At 70.8% G+C, this 21,631-nt stretch carries 15 protein-coding genes, 1 pseudogene and 1 riboswitch; of the genes and pseudogenes, 7 read left to right on the top strand and 9 right to left on the bottom strand.

Annotated features, from left to right (window positions below; translation table 11 throughout):
- Window positions 1-60 precede the first annotated feature (60 nt).
- From GA0074694_RS09520 to GA0074694_RS09530, 3 genes are all read right to left on the bottom strand, one after another.
- Entirely contained in the window at window positions 61-846 is a 786-nt protein-coding gene (locus tag GA0074694_RS09520; RefSeq protein WP_091458905.1) for a hypothetical protein, read from the bottom strand.
- A gap of 156 nt (window positions 847-1,002) precedes the next feature.
- Window positions 1,003-1,380 carry a hypothetical protein gene (locus tag GA0074694_RS09525; protein WP_091455684.1) on the bottom strand — a complete coding sequence of 126 codons (378 nt, stop codon included), beginning with the start codon at window positions 1,378-1,380 and terminating at the stop codon, window positions 1,003-1,005.
- 182 nt (window positions 1,381-1,562) lie between these two features.
- Entirely contained in the window at window positions 1,563-1,916 is a 354-nt protein-coding gene (locus GA0074694_RS09530) for a helix-turn-helix transcriptional regulator (RefSeq protein WP_091455688.1), read from the bottom strand.
- 169 nt (window positions 1,917-2,085) lie between these two features.
- Between GA0074694_RS09530 and GA0074694_RS09535 the strand changes: the two genes are divergently transcribed.
- A complete protein-coding gene (locus GA0074694_RS09535; RefSeq protein WP_281189833.1) occupies window positions 2,086-2,772 on the top strand; it encodes a carbonic anhydrase in 687 nt (228 codons plus the stop codon).
- A gap of 127 nt (window positions 2,773-2,899) precedes the next feature.
- Here GA0074694_RS09535 and GA0074694_RS09540 read toward each other — a convergent pair whose 3' ends face one another.
- The 6 genes and pseudogenes from GA0074694_RS09540 to GA0074694_RS09560 form a co-directional block, all read right to left on the bottom strand.
- Window positions 2,900-3,910 (bottom strand): coiled-coil domain-containing protein, encoded by a 1,011-nt coding sequence (locus GA0074694_RS09540; RefSeq protein WP_091455694.1) that lies wholly within the window; start codon window positions 3,908-3,910, stop codon window positions 2,900-2,902.
- Between the two features lie 4 nt (window positions 3,911-3,914).
- Window positions 3,915-4,045, bottom strand: a riboswitch (cyclic di-AMP (ydaO/yuaA leader).
- 166 nt (window positions 4,046-4,211) lie between these two features.
- Window positions 4,212-5,528 carry a YibE/F family protein gene (locus tag GA0074694_RS09545; protein WP_091455697.1) on the bottom strand — a complete coding sequence of 439 codons (1,317 nt, stop codon included), beginning with the start codon at window positions 5,526-5,528 and terminating at the stop codon, window positions 4,212-4,214.
- 159 nt (window positions 5,529-5,687) lie between these two features.
- Window positions 5,688-5,927 carry a hypothetical protein gene (locus GA0074694_RS09550; RefSeq protein WP_091458907.1) on the bottom strand — a complete coding sequence of 80 codons (240 nt, stop codon included), beginning with the start codon at window positions 5,925-5,927 and terminating at the stop codon, window positions 5,688-5,690.
- Window positions 5,924-6,058 (bottom strand): hypothetical protein, encoded by a 135-nt coding sequence (locus GA0074694_RS33580; RefSeq protein ID WP_281189834.1) that lies wholly within the window; start codon window positions 6,056-6,058, stop codon window positions 5,924-5,926. The genes GA0074694_RS09550 and GA0074694_RS33580 overlap by 4 nt, the downstream gene beginning before the upstream one ends.
- A 12-nt stretch (window positions 6,059-6,070) precedes the next feature.
- Window positions 6,071-6,142: pseudogene (locus tag GA0074694_RS33585) on the bottom strand (DivIVA domain-containing protein); the annotation flags it as partial.
- Window positions 6,143-6,268: 126 nt separating this feature from the next.
- The gene (locus GA0074694_RS09560; RefSeq protein ID WP_141714008.1) at window positions 6,269-6,721 is read right to left on the bottom strand and encodes a hypothetical protein; all 453 of its coding nucleotides are present in this window, start codon (window positions 6,719-6,721) and stop codon (window positions 6,269-6,271) included.
- A gap of 157 nt (window positions 6,722-6,878) precedes the next feature.
- On the opposite strand from GA0074694_RS09560, the gene GA0074694_RS33590 reads away from it, so the two are divergent.
- From GA0074694_RS33590 to GA0074694_RS09585, 6 genes are all read left to right on the top strand, one after another.
- On the top strand, window positions 6,879-7,358 hold the full coding sequence (locus GA0074694_RS33590; RefSeq protein WP_281189835.1) for a Scr1 family TA system antitoxin-like transcriptional regulator: 480 nt from the start codon (window positions 6,879-6,881) through the stop codon (window positions 7,356-7,358).
- Window positions 7,297-7,656, top strand: a complete 360-nt coding sequence (locus GA0074694_RS33595) for a DUF5753 domain-containing protein (protein ID WP_281189836.1) — start codon at window positions 7,297-7,299, stop codon at window positions 7,654-7,656. The genes GA0074694_RS33590 and GA0074694_RS33595 overlap by 62 nt, the downstream gene beginning before the upstream one ends.
- A gap of 59 nt (window positions 7,657-7,715) precedes the next feature.
- A complete protein-coding gene (locus GA0074694_RS09570) occupies window positions 7,716-9,113 on the top strand; it encodes an IS1380 family transposase (protein WP_091455710.1) in 1,398 nt (465 codons plus the stop codon).
- 235 nt (window positions 9,114-9,348) lie between these two features.
- A complete protein-coding gene (locus tag GA0074694_RS09575; protein ID WP_091455714.1) occupies window positions 9,349-9,540 on the top strand; it encodes a DUF397 domain-containing protein in 192 nt (63 codons plus the stop codon).
- Between the two features lie 20 nt (window positions 9,541-9,560).
- The gene (locus GA0074694_RS34115; protein ID WP_425413586.1) at window positions 9,561-10,028 is read left to right on the top strand and encodes a DNA cytosine methyltransferase; all 468 of its coding nucleotides are present in this window, start codon (window positions 9,561-9,563) and stop codon (window positions 10,026-10,028) included.
- Window positions 10,029-10,368: 340 nt separating this feature from the next.
- On the top strand, window positions 10,369-21,525 hold the full coding sequence (locus tag GA0074694_RS09585; RefSeq protein ID WP_141714009.1) for a hypothetical protein: 11,157 nt from the start codon (window positions 10,369-10,371) through the stop codon (window positions 21,523-21,525).
- The last annotated feature ends 106 nt before the right edge of the window (window positions 21,526-21,631 follow it).

Genomic DNA, 21,631 nt, shown 5'->3' on the forward strand with positions numbered 1-21,631 from the left:
TGCCGGTCACCGCGATCATGGCACGATCGTCCGGGCCCGGGGCGGATGTCCGGTCCGTGGTCAGGCGACGGCGGCGCGACCCTGGTGGAACTCCGCCCGGACCGGGCGGTTCCCGGCGAGCGTCGGCTGCTCGGTCCCCGGCAGGGGGAGTACGTCGGAGGTCTCGGGCCTCCGGCCGGTGGCGGCGTACGCCTCCTCCCGCAGACTGCGGGCGGACGCGGCGGCCAGCTCCGCGTCGTGCCACGCCGCCCGTTCCCGCTCGGCGGCGGCGCGGTGCCGGGCGAGCAGGTGGTCCCGGGCGGCCCGCCGCAGCACCAGCTCCTGCTCGACCGGGTGCCGTCGGGGGTCCCATCCGTTGCGGTGTGCGATGGCGTCGTCGAGCTGCTCCTTCGACAGCTCCTGACGCCCGTGCGCGGCCAGCGCGGCCTGGTGCAGGTAGCGCTCCCGGTCGGCGTACTCGGCCGGGGTCTGTGGCGTACGCGGCAGGGGCAGGGCCGCGGCGGCGTCCAGGCGGCGCAGCGCCGCCTCGGCGTCCTGGCACGACTGCCAGGCCGCCTCGACCGCCTCCTGGGCGGCGAGCCATTCGGCCCGCCGGCGCTCGGCGGTCACCGTGGCCCGCTCGGCGGCGACCGCCACCTCCTCGGTGTAGCGGTCGAGGTCCTGTCGTTCCCGGGCCACCTCCAGATGGGGAGGGAGGACGGCCTGTCGGATCCGGCTGGCCGCGCGGAACCAGTCCGGGCGGACGAGCAGGGTGGCGACGGCGGCCACGACCACGCCGAGGAGGGCCAGCCAGATGACGGCGGCGCGGGGCACGTCGATCAGGACGGAGGAGAGGACGGTCTGCATCACCAGCACCTCGTGACGGGACGGACGGGACAGGACTCGACGGGTGCCCGGTCCGGACGGGCACGGGGGCGCGAGCGCCTCGGGAGTCCCCGCCCACGGCGGACGTCGACCGGCGGAGGACAGGAACGTCCGGGGCGGTCGGTCGCGGGCGGTCGGTCAGGTCCGGGGCGGTGCGCGTCGGCCCGGGAGCCGCTGCCCCGGGTCGGCGGCCGGCGGCGGAAGCAGGGTGCCCACCCGGGGGGCGGTGCCCAGATCGTCGATCGGGCAAACCGGCGGCTGTCCGGTGTCGCACCGGTCCCCGACGGGGCGGGACGACACCGGGGCGCTGACCGGCCGGACGGTCGGTTGCGGGACGACGGCGACCGGGACCGGCCGGAGCTGGGGCGCGGACGCCAGCGGCGCCTCGGCCGGGGCGCCGGTCGTCCCGCCGAAGGTCAGCGTCAGGACCAGGGCGGTCAGTGCCAGGCGGGTGAGGACGCGCAGGGCGCGCAGCATCGTCGGCCGGAGCGGGCGGACGAAGGCGGGCGGCTGCACCGTTCCAACCTATCGGTCGGACCGCCCGGTCGCCCGTCGGCGACCGTGGTGTGACCGGATCCACCGCCCGTCCCCGGACGCGTCGCCGCTGTTCGAGCCGGGGACGCGGCCCGCCCGCCACGTCCGGCGCGCCGTGCGGAGCATCGCTCCACAGCGGACGGTTGAGAGCCGACCGGGCGGTCTCAGGATGCGGAGGAGGGGGCGGGGGTCGGCTCCTCGTCGCCCGGTTCGGCGAAGAGCGCGAGCAGGGCTCCGACGTGCTGGTACGCCTCGGCGGGGTGCCGGAACCGCCCGGCGGGGTTCACCGTGTACTCGTTGCGTCGACCGACCCGGGTGCGTCGGAGGTACCCGCCGGCCTCCAGGTCGGCCACGATCGCCTGCGCGGCCCGTTCGGTGACGCCCACCTCGTCGGCGACGTCTCGAAGCCGGGCCGTGGGGTTGCGGGCGATGGCGAGCAGTACGTGTGCGTGGTTCGTGAGGAAGGTCCAGTTGCGCTGGCTCCCGTTCTCACGCTGAGTCGTCGCCATGACCGTCATGTTATGACCTTCGTTTCGCATTCACCGCCGCGCCCTCCGGTGTCAACACCTGAAACGCATATCACGTATCCCTTGACGTGGTTTGCGCTCCGTGTGACCGTGGTGGCGAGCCGTGTCCGCCCTCGTCATGCGTCCGTGCGGGCCGGCCCGGAGAAGGGGTGGGGAAGTCATGACCGTTCCTGCTATGCAGCAGCCTCCGACGAGTCCCGCGCAGGCGCTGGACGAGCTGCTTGCGGGCAACCGGCGTTTCGTCGCCGGCAGCCCGCTGCATCCCAACCAGGACGCCGGTCACCGAACCGCGGTCGCCGACGGGCAGCATCCCTTCGCGGTCCTGGTCGGCTGCTCCGACTCCCGCCTCGCCGCCGAGATCATCTTCGACCGGGGCCTCGGGGACCTCTTCGTCGTCCGGACCGCCGGGCACACCGTCGGGGCCGAGGTGCTCGGCAGCGTCGAGTACGCGATCACCGTCCTGGAGACCCCACTGGTGGTCGTCCTCGGCCACGACTCCTGCGGCGCCGTGCAGGCCGCCCGGGAGGCCGACGGCACCGGGGCGACGCCCTCCGGCTACCTGGGGGCGGTCGTCGGCGCGGTGGTGCCGAGCCTCCGCCGGGCCGCCAGGGAGGGCGTCGACGACATTGACGGGATCGTCGACATCCACATCGACCACACCATCGAACTGCTGCTGGAGCGCTCGGTGACCCTGAATCGGGCGGTGCGGGACGGGCGGTGCGCGGTGGTCGGCATGTCGTACCGCCTGGCTGCCGGCGAGGTGCGGATGGTCCGCGCGATGCCCGCCAGCGAGGACGTCACCCTCGTCGCCGGCCCGGCCGCCTTCACGGCCCCCTCCGGCAGCTGACCTCCGCCCGGCCGGCGGTGCGGGTGGCCGGCGGCCCTGGTGGCCCACCGGCGTCGACCCGGTCACGCGAACAGGCCCCGCTCTCCCGGATGTGTGGAGGCGGGGCCCGTGTTCGTTCGGCTCGGGGTCAGAGCATGGACACGTGTACGTGGTCGGTGTGGTCGGAGGGGCCGCTGTACGACTTCCAGCCGGTCGCCGGGAACCAGATCTGCTTGTTCCAGATCACGTAGTAGATGCCGAGTTGGTCGGCGTTACGCACCAGGAACGCGGTGAGGTTGTTGCCGTACATCCGCTCCGCCTTGGTGTCCCAGCTACTGAACCCCGACTTCTGGAGCGACCAGTCGCAGGCCCGCCCCTTCGGGTGCTCGTACGGCCCGCCCGGTCGGTAACACCCGACGAACAGGTTGAAGCCGGCCCGCTTGACCTCCCTGTACATGTGCAGGGTGCGTGGGGTGATGCAACCGCCGGTGGTCGGGTCGTCCTCGGTGCAGCCCAGCGGGCGCCAGTTGCCGTTGCTGTCCCGCCCGGGGCCGGGCCGGGCGATCGGGGAGGTGGCGTCCACCAGGCCACCGGTCAACCCGACGCCGCCGACGAGGGCGAGTGACCGCTCCGCCTCGCGCTGGCGCTTCTTCAGGATGTCGGCCTGCCTCCGTTCCTCCAGCACCTCGGCGTCGAGCGCCTTCTTGGCCCGTTCCGCCTGCTCCTTGGCGGCGGCGACGGCGGCGACCTTCTTGTTGTTGACCATGTTCATCTCGTCCAGCGCGCCGGCCCGCCTGACGAACGAGTCGGGCGTGTCGCTGTCCAGCAGCATGGAGGTGGGGCCGACCCGGCCGGTCATGTAGGACCGCACCGCGATCTTGGCCACCTGCGGGGTGAGCGCCTTCAACTCGTTCCGGGTCCGCTCGACCTCCAAGGCGAGGGCGAGCTGACGGTCCGTCGAGGCCCTCAGCTTGGCCTGGGCCTGGGTGTAGCTGCGGTTCGCCTCCTCGATGACCTCGTTGAGGAGCTTGGGCTGTTCTCCGTCGTGCCCCGACGGGCTCGACGGCTCAGCCAGCGCCGGCGCGGGCCCGGCGGCCACGGCGAGGGCGGCGAGCACGGCCACGACAGGTTTCAGCCAGCGGCGTAGGGGTGCCGTCACAGTTTTCCCTTCCGTCGACCGCCGACCGGGTTAGCTGACGGGTTCGGGGCGGAAGTGGCCCCTACCGCTGACGCGGATGCACCCCATGAACCTGGTTCCCCGGTTCGCCGGTGGGCGATTAGGCGGTGGCCCCGCTGGCGCCGGTGCGCGCCTTCGGCGGTAACCGGCAGCGAGGTTACCTGACGGCGGGCATGGGGTTCTACGCCCGGATCCCGACCAAAAGCGTTATTTCCCTATTGTTCTCCGTCGCTCCTGTCACATTTGTCAAGATCAGGCCGGATGGCGGTGACGTTATGGAGTGTCACCAGGTCGGATCCGTGTTCGCCGGGCGGCCCGGAGCGGGTGCGGAATCGGTCGCTCCGGTGGCGGCCCGGGGGCCGCTCAGCGCGGCGAGGGCCTCGTCCCGCTCGCCGGCGGGCCGGGGCAGCCGGCGGGTCGGCGTACCACCCCGGCCGGCGGTGGTCACCAGGGCGGCCAGGCCGGTGGTGATCGGTACGGCGGCGATCAGGCCGAGCGTCGCGACGATGCTGCGGACGATCTCCTGGGCGAGGAACTCGCTGGTGACGATCTCGCTGACTCCGCGCGCGTCGGCGGTCAGCAACAGCAGCAGGGGCAGCGAGGCGCCCGCGTACGCGAGCACGATCGTGTTGACCGTCGAGGCGATGTGCGCCCGGCCGACCCGGGTGGCCGCCCGGTAGAGCTGGAGCCGGGTGAGACCGGGGTTGGCGTGGGCCAGTTCGGTGACCGTGGCCGCCTGGGTGACCGTGACGTCGTCCAGGACGCCCAGGGAGCCGATGATGATCCCGGCCAGGAGCAACCCGTGCAGGTCCACGTCGGCCTGGAACATCGACAGGGTGGTGGCGTCCTCGGAGCCGTACCCGGTGAGGTGGGTGAACGCGGTCGCCAGGCTGCCGAGCAGGCCGGTGAGCACCAGGCTGGCCAGGGTGCCGAGGACGGCGACGGAGGTCTGCGCGGTGACCCCGTGGGTGAGGTACAGCACCACGAACATGATCAGCGCGGCGCCGGTGACCGCCACCGGCAGTGGAGCCTGCCCGGCGCTGATGCCGGGCAGGACGAAGGTGAGCAGGATGGCGAAGCTGGCCGCCAGCCCGCCGAGCGCGGCCAGGCCGCGCCACCGGCCGAACGCGACGATGGCGACGGCGAACGCCAGGGCCAGCCAGATCAGCGGCTTGCCCCGCTGGTGGGCGGCGATGCTGTAGGCGCTGACTGTCGGGTCGGCCGGGTCGGTGAGCACCACCAGGACGATCTCGTCGCCGACCTCCACCGAGGGCGACCCCGGCCCGGCGGGCAGCGCCGTCTCGACCTGTTGCCCGGCGTCCGGCCCGGTGTCGACGGTCACCGTGGCGGTCCCGCACGGCCCCTCCGTCGTCCCCTCCGGGGTCTCCGGGGCAGGTGGGCAGGGTTCGGTCACCACCCGCGTCACCGTGCCGTGGTAGCGGGGCGCGTCCTCGCCGCCGCCGACCGACGGCGTGTCCCGGGGCCAGAGCACCAGCGCCGCGACCAGGGTCACCAGGAAGAGCGGGACCACGGTCGCGATCAGGACACGCCGTACGCGCGGCGGCGCGGCGGCGGTGGGACGGCTGTGGTCGTGGCCCATGCTTCTCCCAACGGTCCTGGCGTGGCGGGTGCCCTGGCCGGACCATTCTGCCGGGTCCGAAGCGGCAGCTCGCAGGCTGTTCGGCGGCCCGGCCCGGGTCCGCTCGGTGGGAAGTTCGTCGGCACGCTGTGGAGCTGCCCCGTCCATGCGCCCGCCGGGTCACCGGCACCTCCCGTCGTGCCCGATCGGCAGCACACACCGCCGTCCGGCGCCCAGCCGCGCGTCACACCAGATCCGGGTACGCCGCGACTGGTCGTCCTCCGCGCTGACGGTGGCCTCCCCGAAGTCCAGTTCCGGCACGTGCCCGAGGGAGTCGCGCAGCGCGACCACGAGGGCGACGGCGTACGCCCGGCTGGGCAGTGTCAGCGGCAGGTGCAGGACCCAACGGCTCAACGTCACCACCGCCCGTGCCGAGGGCCGGAGTCCGCCGGCCGGCGCTGGGTGTACTCGGACTGCCAGCGGCGCAGCGCCTGACGAATCCGGTCGCCGTCGGCCTCCACGGCCCGGATGTGCCGGTGCAGCCGCTCCACCTCCCCGGCGACCCGGTCGAGATGGGAGCGGACCTGGTCCGGTGCGAGTCCGCGCCAGCACCGGTCGAATTCAACGCTCCGGATCTGGTGCGGCCCGAGCCGCTTGCCGTCAGGTAGATCACGGCCGTCGACCTCTCCCTGCCGGGTCCGCCGCGTTCGCGGGAAACTGCGCCGCGAGCGCGGCGACGGTCTCCCGCAGGGCGGCGGCGGTCAGTTCGAGCTGCCCGGCGGCCCGTGCTCATTCCCCGGTCGCCGCCTCGACGGTCGGGCCGTCCTCCCCGGCGGCCCGGAGCTGTTCCCCGGCAGCCGCTCCGCCTCGTCGGCCAGGTCCAGCGCGTGATCGGCACCCCGCTGCGCCGCGCGCAGAGCGGGATTCGTCGCCCCGACCCGCACCCGTTCCAGCAGGACGACGGCCGCGCCGACCGCGACGTACGCCTCCCGCAACTCGTCGGCCACCCCGGACACCGCCCAGGCGGCACTGGCCACCGGCACGTTTCTGACCTGCGGGTACGCGGGCGGCACCGGCGCGACGGCCGGCTCGACCGGCACCGACAGGTACCGGTCCGGGCAGGGCCAGGCGCAGCCGCAGCCACAGCGCCGCCAGGCCGTACGCCAGTCGCGGCGGTGACGCGGAGCGAGCGGGACGGAATGGTGTCGGGGCACGGGACCTCCCTCTTTCGGCATTTCGACGATGTCGTGGTGACCGTGGGTGTACAGCGTGCCCGCCTCGCCCCAGGATTCCGAACACTCCGCTTTGTCATGACGACCGTGGGTGACCGTCTCGGGCTGGGTGGGGGTACGGCGACGTGGACCGAGGAGAGTGGAGAAACATGTGGGAATCTCGCCGTCCGAGTTCCTGTTGCGCGAGCTGCGTCGGCGGCGGATGGCCGCCGGACTGACCCAGGACGCGCTGGGTGAGCGGGTGCACTACTCGAACACGCACGTCAGCGCGATCGAGACCGGCGTCAAGCCGCCCAAGCCGGAGTACCTCAAGGCCGTGGACGAAGCCCTGGAGACCGGCGGAATCCTGCTCAGCCTCTGGGAAGACCTGGTGAAAGACGCGGGCACGCCGGTCTGGTTGCGGGAGTGGATCGAGTACGAGCGCGAAGCTGTCATTCTGTGCTGGTACGAGCCCGCGTATGTCCCAGGGTTGCTCCAGACCGAGGCGTATGCCCGAGCGGCGTTGTCGAACGGCTGGCTGTCAGCCGAAGACGTTGATCAGCGAGTGGAGTTCCCGCATGGGTCGCCAGTCCTGTCTGACACGCAGTCCGGTTCCGCAACTCTTCTTGGTCCTGGATGAGATGGTCATTAGGCGGACCTGCGGTAGCACGAAGATCATGGCGGAGCAGGTCGATCATTTGATCGGCCTCGCCGAACAGCCGAATATTCAGGTGCATGTCGTGCCCTTATCGGCTGGCCTCTATCCCGCCCTTGCGGGAGGCTTCATCGTGGCGGATCTGCCAGACAGCGGCAGAGCCGGCTACATCGACAACCAACTGTCTGGCCAAGTCGTTGATCGGCCTGATGACGTTGCTAGGCTCGGCCCTTCGTTAAGGGCGGTCCACAGGGTGGGCAGGAAGCAAAGAAGTGCCTTTTGATCAGGGAAAATGGGACTTGCTGAGGGTCCGATGTTCCTGTCACGGAAGGCACTTGCTGGGTGAAGGCTACCGCAACACGTCCGAAGATCGCGGTCACCGGTGGTGGACGGGGCGTGGTGGGCCACGTCGGTGCCCGCCTGCTTGCGGATCTGGCCGACGTGACCGGGCTGACCAGCGCGTTCGGTGAGGCCTTGGCAGGACTGCGGCAGCGGCAGGGCGGGCACGATCCGGGCCGTGTCACCGTGGACCTGGCGGTGATGCTCGCCGACGGCGGCGAGGCCATCGCTGATCTCGCGGTGCTGCGGGACCAGCCCGCCCTGTTCGGGCCGGTCGCCTCCGACCCGACCGCCTGGCGGCTGCTGTCCCGACTGGACGAGCCGATGCTGGCCGAGCTGCGGGCCGCGCGGGCCCGAGCCCGCGAGATCGCCTGGGCCCAGCACGCCGACACCCGCGGTGACCTGCCGCAGCCGATGGTGGCCGGCCGGCGGGTCGACGGTCTGGTCCTGGACATCGACGCGACGATCGTGCTCTGCCACTCGGAGAAGGAAGCAGCGACCCGGACCTGGAAGAAGACGTTCGGCTACCACCCGCTGCTGTGCTTCCTGGACAACACCGGCGAAGCCCTCGCCGGTGTGCTGCGGGAAGGCCGAGCCGGGTCGAACACCACCGCCGACCACATCACCGTCCTCGACCAAGCCCTCGCCCAGATCCCCGACGCCATCCGGCACGGCACCCCGATCCTGCTGCGCGCCGATGCGGCCGGCTCCACCCACGGGTTCCTCGCCCACATCCGCAGCCTGCGCGACCAGCACCTGGACATCCGGTTCTCCGTCGGCGCCGCGATCACCGAACCTGTGCGGGCGGCGATCCGCGCTGCGACCGGTTGGATTCCCGCCGTCGACACCGCCGGTGACCTACGTGAACATGCCGAGGTCTGCGAGATCACCGGCCTGTTCGACGCGGCCGGCTGGCCGCCCGGCACCCGGTTCCTGGTCCGCCGGGAACGCCCACACCCCGGCGCCCAACTATCGCTGTTCGACACCATCGAAGGCTGGCGGCATCAGGTCGTCGCCACCGACACCCCGCCCGGCAACGGCAGCATCCAACACCTGGAGGCCCGGCACCGGGCTCACGCCCGCGTCGAGGACCGCATCCGCACCGGCAAGGACACCGGCTTCGGCCGGTTCCCGTCCCGACACTTCGCCATCAACCAGGCCTGGCTGCACCTCGCACTGACCGGCATCGACCTGCTCGCCTGGACCCGCATCCTGCTCCTCGACGGTGACCTCGCCGCCGCCGAACCGAAGAAACTGCGCTACCGGCTGCTCCACGTCGCCGCCCGCCTCACCCGCACCGCCCGCCGGACCCGACTCGCCATCGCCGCCAACTGGCCCTGGACCAACGCTCTGACCAGCGCGTTCCACCGCCTCGCCGGACTACCGAGACCCGCCGGCTGACCCCACACCCCACGCCCCGACCAGCAACACGGAGGAACCCGGCCCCGCGCCGGGCCGTCAGCATGCCAACCAAGCTGACGCCCGAACCCCGAACCGACTTCATCGAATAGCAGCTATGAACGGCCGCCCAAATGAAAGACCGAGGCGCTAGGCTGGCTCTCGCATGGGACGCGCTGCGCGGCGAGGCGCTTCCCGGTAGGCAGAGTCTCGACCTCCTCAGGGAAGTGGCGAAGACATGGACGTGACCGGCCCGAAGTGGCGCAAGGCGAGCCGTTCGTCCTCTAACGGTGGGGCCTGCGTCGAGGTGGCGGACAATCTGGGCGGGGTGGTTCTCGTGCGGGACACGAAGGACCGGTCGGGCGGCACGCTCGCCTTCACCCCCGAGTCCTGGCGCGCGTTCGTCGCCCAGGTGCCTGGGCGGCGGTAACAGCATTCGCGGCCGGAGCGATGGCCTCTGGTCCAGGGCGACGTGCGCCAGGTGGGGTTCGACTACCTGTGGGACCGCGTGGACCTTCTCGCTGGTGGCCCCCCTGTCAGCCGTTCAGCCTGGGCGGTGTCGCCAGGGGTGATGAGGACAAGCGCAACATGTTCCCGGAGATGTTCCGCGCGATCCGCCAGATCCAGCAGCCCAGAGCCGTGATCTGCGAGAACGTCCGGGGAACCTGCGTCCATCCTTCAGGCCCTGGCCCGCATGAAGACTTTCAAGATCCTGCGGGACTACCCGGCGTGCCGCCAGCACATTGGCCGACACCGCTTCCGGCATCGCTCATCTCACAACATCATCGTCGCCGGCTGAGCGCCGACCCCTTGCCTGGCCGCTTTCACCGAGTTACGAGACGTCCTTTAGTGCACGAGCGGCAGCAAAGCGGGGAGGCTCGCGCCGAGGCTGAGCAGGTCGGAGCCCGCGCGGTCTGATATTCATCGTTGTTCGGAACGTGCGGTCGGGGTGGTGAACCCACTGCCGCGCTTCAGTCGTGAGGTAACAGATGAGGGTGACGGGATGATTGCGTTGAGCGACGAGGAGCTGTTGGTGGAGATGGGTGCGGCGGTGGATTTCAGGGCGAGGAGGTGGACCTGGTTCGCTGTGTCGGGGTGAACGCCGAGGCCACCGGTGCCGAGCTGGTTGCGGACATGAGTGGTGGCACGCGGGGTTGATCCGCGGAGGCGAGATGGCCGAGGGCTGGGGTGGTGGTCGGGGCCGCTGGGTGATTCGCATTGGGTGCCTCTGATCGGGGTGGGGAGGGGGCGTTACGCGATGGGTGAGGCCGCCGTTCCTTCCGTTGGGCTCAGTGAGTCGTCGAAGCGGGCGTTGGAGGCGTTCACCGGGATGCGGTTGCACCGGTCGAATCTGCCGGTGTTGGCGTATGACCTGAACGCGTTGGAGACGCTGGCGGATCGGGTGCGGGCCCTGTTGGTTCCGGAGCTGGCCCAGGTGATCAAGGCGGTTCGGGCGGCGGGGGAGGGTGAGGTCTTCGACCGGTTCGTGGCGCAGACGGCTCCGTTCGTGGAGTTGTTGGACGGGGTCGCCGACGTGAAGGTCGGTGTGGCTCAGGCGATGCGGGGCTTCCTGAACCAGATGGAGCTGACGGATCGTCAGGCGCTGGTCATGTTCATTTTCATGATGACGGAGTTGGCGGTCGCGTTCGCGATGGCGTTCTTCCTGCCGGTGGAGGCGGCGGCGCACATCGTGAAGACCCGGACGATCATCCAGACGATCCTGCGGTCGTCGATGGTGCGGGCGGCGGCGAGCAGCACGGCGATCCAGATGTTGTTCATGCCGGGGTCGTCGTTGTTGGCGCAGATCAGCATGTTGGCTGATGGTCTGGTGCCGGGGGTCGACTGGGGGCAGGTCGGTAAGCAGGCGTTGTACGGGTTGGCGGTGGCGGGTGTGACCACGGCGGCCGGGCCGGCGTTGGCCCGGTTCGCCGGTGCCGTGGGTGGTGGTTTGTCGCACCTCGGGGTCTCGGGTTCCACGCGTGACCTGTTGACCAGCCTGTCGATGGTGCCGGTGTCGGAAGTCGGCATGGAGGTGGTCGGCGACATCGCCGCCAGCTACATCGTCGACGGGACCTACGACCCCAGTGGTCTCGGTATGGCCGCGATTTCCGGGGCGTTGTCGGGGACGGGTGAGCTGGGCGCGACCGGGGCCGGGATGGGTGCGCGTCGTGGCGCGGTGGGCCTGGGGTTCAACCCGACGCGGCCCCGGTGGCGGATGCCGGCTGGCACCGGCTTCACCGCGGACGGTAGGCCCGTCGCGCCGGTGCCGCCGCTACCCGCGCCGGTCACTGCGGACCCGTCCGCTTATCAGCCGGAGGTCGGTGATCCGGCGGGTGCGGGCTCCGGGGGGCAGGCCCCGGTGCCTGTCCCGCCGGTGCCGGCCCCGGCGCTGTCGGCACCGGCGCTGTTGCCGCCGGTACCGGCGTGGTCGGCACCGACCCTGTCCGTGCCGTCGTGGTCGACGCCGGACCTGCCGGTGCCGTCGTGGTCCGTGCCGAACTTCTCGGTGCCGACGGTGCCGCCGGTGCCCGTGCCGGAGTGGGTCGCGGTCGCCGGCGCGCCGGTGGTGGAGCAGTGGCAGCGGTTCCAGCGGGAACTGGTGGACCGTTACGGTGGGTTGCTTGCCGGGACGGGGCAGGCGCGGCAGTTCCTGGCCGCGCTTCCCGTGCCGGTCGAGCAGGTCTTCACCGAGTGGGCCGACGCTCGGCAGAACGACCGGGCCGTTCCCGCTTTCCTGTTCCGGATCGGCCTGCCCGCCACCGCGCTCACCGAGCGGTACCTGTTCGGGGTCCGGGACCAGGCCGTCGCCCGTGTCACCGAGACTCTCGCGGGGGCGGTCACCACCGGCGGGCAGATCCCGGCGGGGGTGCGGCCGGAGCTGGTCGTCGCCGCGCTGCCGGTGGAGTTCGACCGGCAGGCGTTGCGCGCGGCTGTGCATCTGGCCGCCCAGCACCACATCGACCAGTACCTCACCACCGGCACACCGACGCCCGCCACCCTGCCCGGCGCAGTGGTCCCGCCAGAGGCCGCTCACCCGCCGGGAGGGGCTGGCGTGCCGGGCGGTGCTGGGGTGCCGGGGGCCCCTGGGGTGCCGGGCGGTGCTGGGGTGCCGGGGGCCCCTGGGGTGCCGGGCGGTGCTGGGGTGCCGGGGGCCGCCGGGGCGGCGGCGGTGCCGTCGGACGCCGTGCGCGCCGCGGTCGCGCGTGACGTGCGGGCCCACGTGGACCGGAGCCTCGACGCGATCCTCGGCACCACCCCACCACTCACCGCACCACTCACCGCACCACTCACCGCACCACTCACCGCACCGCTCACCGCACCGCTCACCGCACCGCTCACCGTGCCGTCGGCTGCGGTGGCCGGTCCGGGCGCCGCGCAGGTCAACGCCGTGGCGGACGTGGTCCGGCAGGTGGTCACCGACCTGCCCGCCCGCTTCACGGCCGCGACCGGACCGGACACCACCGGACCGGACACCACTGGACCGGAGGCCACCCCAGCCGGCACGGACACCCCGGCAAATCGGCGCACCGATGTGCCGACGGTGCCGGTGACCCCGGAGCAGCACACCGCAGCAGCGACCAGCCTGGCGGAAAAACAGTTCGCTGACCTGGCCGACCAGTACGGCGTTGAGCCGGCCAACCACGACGCCCTCGCCGGGTCCTTCCGACAGGACTGGGTCGACGGATACCACCAGGTACTCGCCCAGGCCACCGCCACCCCCGGCGCGGCAGGCACGTCCGGAGTGCCGGCCACGCCCAGCGTGCCGGCCACGCCCAGCGTGCCGGCCACGCCCAGCACGCCGGGTGCGCCGGGCGTGCCGGATGCGGCCGGGGGCCGCAGTCCGGTGCCGGGTGGCGCGGTCTCCCGCACCGACGGCACGCCGATCCACGACAACGCCAGCGATCGGATGTCGGTCGGTGACATGTCCGTCTCCAGTGACGACGTGTTCAGCCGCGACAGCAGTTTCCACGACACCATGGCGGTCGGTGACCTCTCCTCGCGGGACGAGCCGATCAGCCGCGACCCCGTCAAGGGCGAAGTCAGCGACACGGATTCGTTCAGTGGCGTGTCCTTGTGGGACGAACCGATCGGTGGTGAGCCTGGCGGACGCGGTGAGCCGGCCGTAACGGCGACTGGGCTGGCCGTGGGGATGGTCGAGTCCGGGCGGCGGGGCGGTGACTGGGCTATCGCGGAGCAGGTGCGTCCCGGCGGCGGTGACGGGTGGTGGTGTGTGGCGGCGACGTTCGATGTGTTCCGGGCCGAGTACGGGCGGCTGGGTAACCGGGTGGTGTTCGACGACCGGGTCATGGGAGCGGATGGGCGGCTCGCGCCGACTATGGGTTGGTCGCAGCTGATGGAGATCCTCGATGCGGTACCGGAGCGTGTCGCTCAGCCGGGCGGGGTTACGGGAGAGGATGTGCTGGCGGGGTTGCGGGCGGTGCCGGGGTCGATGGTCGTGGTCAGGGTCGCGCCACCGAACGAACCGCAGCATGTGTTCGCTCTTTCCAGCCAGCCGCGGGGTTCCGGGCCGGCGAGGATCCGGGTGCGGGATCCTCTGGTGCCCGGGGCGGTGGACCGGCCCGAGCCGGAGGATCCGGTACGTGATCCGTGGCTGCGGCATCTGTTCGTATCCGGTACCCGGGTGGCGGTGTTCGATGGGGACGGGCGGCCCACCACGATCAGCGGTCTCCTCGGCCGGACCGGCGGGCACCGGCGGCCGGTCACCGCGGCCGGTACCGATGTCGGTGGGTTCCTGCTCGCCTCGACCAGCACGCCACGCGGCCCGTCGCACGCGATGCGGGCTGACACCACCGTTGCCGGCCCGGTCGACTCCCCGAGGTCCGGTCCGGTGGGCGAGGACGGCTCGTCTGGTCCTGGTCTGGCGTTTGGTGTCCAGGCGTTCCCGGATGTCGTCCCCTCGGATCTGGAGGGGATGGATCTGGGCACACCACAGCTCGACGGCGGGTGGGAGCCGGCGCGGGACACCGGACAGGCCGAGTTCCCGCTGACGGGAGTGCCCGGGCTGGATGGTCCGTGGGCGCTCTCAGCAGTGGAGGACACCGCGACCGTGGCGGTCCCGCACCAGCGGGACGCGGGAGACCACGACCGGTCTCAACGCGACCCGGAACTCCTCGACCCGGCACTGCTCGACCCGGAACTCTTTGACCCGGCGCTTCTTGACCCGGCGGTCGTGGAGGATCCGGGGATGCCGGACCTGGGCCCGGATCTGGACCCGGATCTGGATCTGGACCCGGACCCGGATCTGGATCTGGATCTGGATCTGGATCTGGATCTGGATCTGGATCTGGATCTGGATCTGGATCTGGATCTGGGTCGATTGGGTGTGCCGACGCTTGATGAGGATGGTGCGTGGGTGTCGTCGGTGGTGGGGGACCCGGCGCCGGTGGGGGTTGCGCGGGAGGGGGTTCTGGCTGGTGTGGGTGGGGTTGCCCCGCTACCGGAGCCGCCGGATCATGTGGTTCATTGGCGGCCCGGTGAGGATGGGCCCGCGACCCTCCACGCATACCTGGAGACGCTGAAACTCCCCGACGGGGTGTCCCTGGACCCCGACAAAAAGGGGAGGTTGGGGCTGGGGATGGCCGCTTGGGTGAAAGCCTGGGCACAGGGACTGCGGGGTGAGACCACCCCCGACGGCCACCCCTACACCCAGAACGCGGTAGCCGCACTGTCCGGCAACCTGACCAACCAGCAAACGGTCGGGAGATATTGGCGGGAGGTGGCGCCGCCGCTGCCCCCACCGCCGGATCACGTGGTTCATTGGCGGCCCGGTGGGGATGGGCCCGTGACCCTCCGCGCATACCTGGAGACGGTGGAACTCCCCGACGGGGTGTCCCTGGACCCCGACAAGAAGGGGGCGCTGGGGCCGGGGATGGCCGCTTGGGTGAAAGCCTGGGCACAGGGACTGCGGGGTAAGACCACCCCCGACGGCCACCCCTACACCCAGGATGAGGTAGCCGCACTGTCCGGCGACCTGATCAACCAGCGAACGGTCGGGAAATACTGGCGGGAGGCGGCGCCGCTGCCCCCACCGCCGGATCACGTGGTTCAGTGGCGGCCCGGTGGGGATGGGCCCGCGACCCTCCGCGCATACCTGGAGACGCTGGAACTCCCCGACGGGGTGTCCCTGGACCCCGACAAGAAGGGGGCGCTGGGGCTGGGGATGGCCGCTTGGGTGAAAGCCTGGGTGCGGGGACTGCGGGGTGAGGCCACCCCCGACGGCCACCCCTACACCCAGGGCGCCGTAGTCACACTGTCCGGCGACCTGACCAACCAGGCATCGGTCGGGACATATTGGCGGGAGGTGGCGCCGCCGCTGCCCCCACCGCCGGATCACGTGGCCACTTGGCGGCCCGGTGGGGATGGGCCCGTGACCCTCCGCGCATACCTGGAGGCGGTGGAACTCCCCGACGGGGTGTCCCTGGACCCCGGCAAAAAGGGGAGGTTGGGGCCGGGGATGGCCGCTTGGGTGAAAGCCTGGGCACAGGGACTGCGGGGTAAGACCACCCCCGACGGCCACCCCTACACCCAGGGCGCCGTAGTCACACTGTCCGGCGACCTGACCAACCAGGCATCGGTCGGGAGATACTGGCGGGAGGTGGCGCCGCCGCTGCCCCCGCCGCCGGATCACGTGGTTCATTGGCGGCCCGGTGAGGATGGGCCCTCGACCCTCCGCGCATACCTGGAGACGCTGGAACTCCCCGACGGGGTGTCCCTGGACCCCGACAAAAAGGGGAAGCTGGGGCCGGGGATGGCCGCATGGGTGAAAGCCTGGGCACAGGGACTGCGGGGTGAGACCACCCCCGACGGCCACCCCTACACCCTGGCTGCGGTAGCCGCACTGTCCGGCAACCTGATCACCCAGGTATCGGTCGGGAGATACTGGCGGGAGGCGGCGCCGCCGCTGCCCCCACCGCCGGATCACGTGGTTCATTGGCGGCCCGGTGAGGATGGGCCCTCGACCCTCCGCGCATACCTGGAGACGGTGGAACTCCCCGACGGGGTGTCCCTGGACACCGACAAACAGGGGAAGCTGGGGCCGGGGATGGCCGTATGGGTGAAAGCCTGGGCACAGGGACTGCGGGGTGAGACCACCCCCGACGGCCACCCCTACACCCAGGACGCGGTAGCCGCACTGTCCGGCAACCTGACCACCCAGGCATCGGTCGGGAATTATTGGCGGGAGGTGGCGCCGCCGCTGCCCCCGCCGCCGGATCACGTGGTTCATTGGCGGCCCGGTGAGGATGGGCCCGCGACCCTCCGCGCATACCTGGAGACGCTGGAACTCCCCGACGGGGTGTCCCTGGACCCCGACAAAAAGGGGAAGCTGGGGCCGGGGATGGCCGCATGGGTGAAAGCCTGGGCACAGGGACTGCAGGGTGAGACCACCCCCGACGGCCACCCCTACACCCATGACGCGGTAGTCACACTGTCCGGCGACCTGATCAACAAGAGCACGGTCGGGAATTATTGGCGGGAGGTGGCGCCGCCGCTGCCCCCACCGCCGGATCACGTGGTTCATTGGCGGCCCGGTGAGGATGGGCCCGCGACCCTCCGCGCATACCTGGAGACGGTGGAACTCCCCGACGGGGTGTCCCTGGACACCGACAAACAGGGGAGGTTGGGGCCGGGGATGGCCGCTTGGGTGAAAGCCTGGGCACAGGGACTGCAGGATGAGACCACCCCCGACGGCCACCCCTACACCCAGGATGAGGTAGCCGCACTGTCCGGCGGCCTGATCAACCGGCGAACGGTCGGGACATATTGGCGGGAGGTGGCGCCGCCGCTGCCCCCGCCGCCGGATCACGTGGTTCATTGGCGGCCCGGTGAGGATGGGCATGACCCGTCTCAACGCGACACGGAACTCCTCGACCCGGAATTCCTTGACCCGGCGCTTCTTGACCCGGCGCTTCTTGACCCGGCATTGGTGGAGGATCCGGGGTTGCCGGACCTGGGCCCGGGCGTGGGTCTAGGCCCGGCAGGGGTGGATCTGTCGGTATCGCCGCCGGGCTGGGGGTGGACGCCACCGGACGGCACCGATCAGGTCGGTTCTCTGTACCTGCTGTCGGAGGTGCCCGGGCTGGATGGTCCGTGGGCCGCGATGCGGGCTGACACCACCGTTGCCGACCCGGTCGACTCCCCGAGGTCCGGTCCGGTGGGCGAGGACGGCTCGTCTGGTCCTGGTCTGGCGTTTGGTGTCCAGGCTTTCCCGGATGTCGTCCCCTCGGATCTGGAGGGGATGGATCTGGGCACACCACAGCTCGACGGCGAGTGGGAGCCGGCGCGGGACACCGGACAGGCCGAGTTCCCGCTGACGGGAGTGCCCGGGCTGGATGGTCCGTGGGCGCTCTCAGCAGTGGAGGACACCGCGACCGTGGCGGTCCCGTACCAGCGGGACGCGGGAGACCACGACCCGTCTCAACGCGACCCGGCGCTTCTTGACCCGGCGCTTCTTGACCCGGCATTCGTGGAGGATCCGGGGATGCCGGACCTGGACCCGGGCGTGGGTCTGGGTCCGGCAGGCGTGGATCTGTCGGCATCGCCGCCGGGCTGGGGGTGGACGCCACCGGACGGCACCGATCAGGTCGGTTCGTCTGGTCCTGGTCTGGCGTTTGGTGTTCAGGCGTTCCCGGATGTCGTCCCCTCGGATCTGGAGGGGATGGATCTGGGCATACCACAGCTCGACGACGGGTGGGGGCCGGCGCGGGACACCGGACAGGTCGAGTCCCCGCTGTCGGGGGCGCCAGGGGTGGATGGTGCGTGGGTGTCGTCGGTGGTGGGGGGCCCGGCGCCGGTGGGGGTTGCGCGGGAGGGGGTTGCGGCTGGTGTGGGTGGGGTTGCCCAGCCTGGGTGGGAGTTTCCGGTGCCGGCTGATGGGTTTTGTGTGTTGTCGGCGTTGGTGGTGGCTGATCCGGTGTGGGTGCGGGACGTGTTGGCGGGGGCGGGGGTGTTGCCGGCGGATCTGTATGCGTGGCTGTCTGATCCTGGTGGGGTGCGTGTCGGTGTGGGGCGGTTGGGTGGTGTGGTGCCGGTCGGGTCTGAGTTGGGCCGGGTGGATGGGTTGTTGCAGGGGCTTGTCCTGTCGTATCTGGGTGCTCGGGTCGGGGGGTTGCCGGCGGATGTGGTGATGCGGCGGGTGTTTCTGCCGCAGGGGGAGCCGTGGCGGCAGGTGCGGGGGCTCAGTGATGGGCAGGTGGTGGCGCGGTTGGTGGAACGTCTGGGTGGTCAGGGGGTGTTGGGGGGTGGTGTGGTGACTGAGGCTGGGTTTCTGGATGTGGGGCGGGTCGGGCAGCGGTATGAGGAGGCGCGTGCGGAGTTGGTCGGGTTGGGGTGGGATCCGGGTCCGGTGACGGAGGTGCCGCAGGAGCAGTTGGATTTTGTCAATGAGCGTGGTCGGGGTTTTCAGGTGGCGTTGTTGGCGCCGGAGCGGGCGCGTGACTATCTGGTGCATGTGTTGCTTACGTCTGATGGGCCGTTGGAGGCGGACGAGTTCGCCGAGGTCGTGGAGACGGTGGCTGATTGGGGTCGTCGGTGGGGTGGGCCGGGTGGGGAGTTCCTGCTGCCGTTGTTGGCTCATGCCACGGGTAGTCGGATCACGGTGTTGCAGCGCACCGGGTGGGGGGTGAGCCCGGTGGCGGTGTTCGGGCCGTTGGACGGCCGGGGGGTCAGCTTGTATTACGTCGCTGGCGACCCGGCGAATCCCGCCCTCTACAACCATTACAACGCCGCTGTTTCCGCTGCTGTCCTGTTGCCGTCCGGGCCGGCCGGGTTGTCGTGGTCGGACGAGTGGGACCGGTTGTTCACGCGGTTCGCCGGTGTGCTGGGGCTGGGGTCCGCAGCGGGTGAGCGGACATTGGCGTCGGGGGCTGAGGATGTGCGTCATCGTCTGCGAGTGGAGTTCGACCACGTCGTGGGCAGAACCGGCTTCGTGGAGGAGAACGGTTTGTCCACGGCGGATGTGGCGATGCTGCGGCAGGCCCTGGACACGCGTGGGACGTCCGTTCCTCACCTTGAGGGGGTGCTGCTACGTCTGATGTCGGAGGTGTATGAAGTCACCATCGCGGTGACCTCGGCCGGGTCGGGATTCCACGGTGACCATGGTGTCGGATCCGGGTATCCCAGGACGGTTGCCCTGGACCTCTCGGACACTCAGGTCATGCCCCCCGGCCCGGCAGCTTTGCAGACGCCGGCGGCGTCCATGCCGGCCCCTGCGGCCCGACCGGTGACCCCGCAGTCCTCACCACCCCCACCCCCACCCCCACCCACATCCCCACCCACATCCACATCCACAACCGCGGTACCGCTACCGGCGCCACCGGATCACGTGGTTCATTGGCGGCCCGGTCAGGATGGACCCGCGACCCTCCACGCATACCTGGAGACGGTGGAACTCCCCGACGGGGTGTCCCTGGACCCCGACAAACAGGGGAAGCTGGGGCCGGGGATGGCCGCTTGGGTGAAAGCCTGGGCACAGGGACTGCGGGGTAAGACCACCCCCGACGGCCACCCCTACACCCAGGACGCGGTAGCCGCACTGTCCGGCGACCTGATCGCCCAGCAATCGGTCGGGAAATATTGGCGGGAGGTGGCGGCGCCGTTGCCCCCGCCGCCGGGTCATGTGGTTCGTTGGCGGCCTGGTGAGGGTGGGTCCGTGACCCTCCGCGCATACCTGGAGACGGTGGAACTCCCCGACGGGGTGTCCCTGGACCCCGACAAGAAGGGGGCACTGGGGCCGGGGATGGCCGCTTGGGTGAAAGCCTGGGCACAGGGACTGCGGGGTAAGACCACCCCCGGCGGCCACCCCTACACCCAGGACGCGGTAGCCGCACTGTCCGGCAACCTGATCACCCAGGTATCGGTCGGGAAATATTGGCGGGAGACGGCGCCGCCGCTGCCCCCGCCGCCGGATCACGTGGTTCATTGGCGGCCCGGTGGGGATGGGCCCGTGACCCTCCGCGCATACCTGGAGACGGTGGAACTCCCCGACGGGGTGTCCCTGGACCCCGACAAACAGGGGAGGTTGGGGCCGGGGATGGCCGCTTGGGTGAAAGCCTGGGTGCGGGGACTACAGGATGAGCCCACCCCCGACGGCCACCCCTACACCCAGAACGCGGTAGCCGCACTGTCCGGCAACCTGACCACCAAGCCAACGGTGGGGAATTATTGGCGGGAGGTGGCGCCGCCGCTGCCCCCGCCGCCGGATCACGTGGTTCATTGGCGGCCCGGTGGGGATGGGCCCGTGACCCTCCGCGCATACCTGGAGACGGTGGAACTCCCCGACGGGGTGTCCCTGGACCCCGACAAAAAGGGGAGGTTGGGGCCGGGGATGGCCGCTTGGGTGAAAGCCTGGGTGCGGGGACTACAGGATGAGCCCACCCCCGACGGCCACCCCTACACCCAGAACGCGGTAGCCGCACTGTCCGGCAACCTGATCAACCAGCGAACGGTCGGGAAATACTGGCGGGAGGCGGCGCCGCTGCCCCCACCGCCGGATCACGTGGTTCAGTGGCGGCCCGGTGGGGATGGGCCCGCGACCCTCCGCGCATACCTGGAGACGCTGGAACTCCCCGACGGGGTGTCCCTGGACACCGGCAAACAGGGGAGGTTGGGGCTGGGGATGGCCGCTTGGGTGAAAGCCTGGGCACAGGGACTGCGGGGTGAGACCACCCCCGACGGCCACCCCTACACCCAGGGCGCCGTAGTCACACTGTCCGGCGACCTGATCAACCAGCAAACGGTCGGGACATATTGGCGGGAGGTGGCGCCGCCGCTGCCCCCGCCGCCGGATCACGTGGTTCATTGGCGGCCCGGTGGGGATGGGCCCGCGACCCTCCGCGCATACCTGGAGACGCTGGAACTCCCCGACGGGGTGTCCCTGGACCCCGACAAGAAGGGGGCGCTGGGGCTGGGGATGGCCGCTTGGGTGAAAGCCTGGGCACAGGGACTGCGGGATGAGCCCGCCCCCGACGGCCACCCCTACACCCAGGACGCGGTAGCCGCACTGTCCGGCAACCTGACCACCAAGCCAACGGTGGGGAATTATTGGCGGGAGGTGGCGGCGCCGTTGCCCCCACCGCCGGGTCATGTGGTTCGTTGGCGGCCCGGTGAGGGTGGGCCCGTGACCCTTCGTGCGTACCTGGAGACGGTGGAACTCCCTGACGGGGTGTCCCTGGACATCGACAAAAAGGGGAGGTTGGGGCCGGGGATGGCCGCATGGGTGAAAGCCTGGGCACAGGGACTGCAGGGTGAGACCACCCCCGACGGCCACCCCTACACCCAGGATGAGGTAGCCGCACTGTCCGGCGACCTGATCAACCGGCGAACGGTCGGGACATATTGGCGGGAGGCGGCACCGTCGCTCCCTCCACCGCCACCCGGAACGGGTCAAGATGTTTAATTTACACCTTCTGCTTTAGAGACCGTCGGGTAACCAGCTCCGAGCGTTCTGTTACGGGGAGACACGTCGATGCCAGGTGCTCGATAAATAGATCATCCCCGCCATG

This window comes from Micromonospora inyonensis (genome assembly GCF_900091415.1).
GTDB classification, from domain to species: domain Bacteria; phylum Actinomycetota; class Actinomycetes; order Mycobacteriales; family Micromonosporaceae; genus Micromonospora; species Micromonospora inyonensis.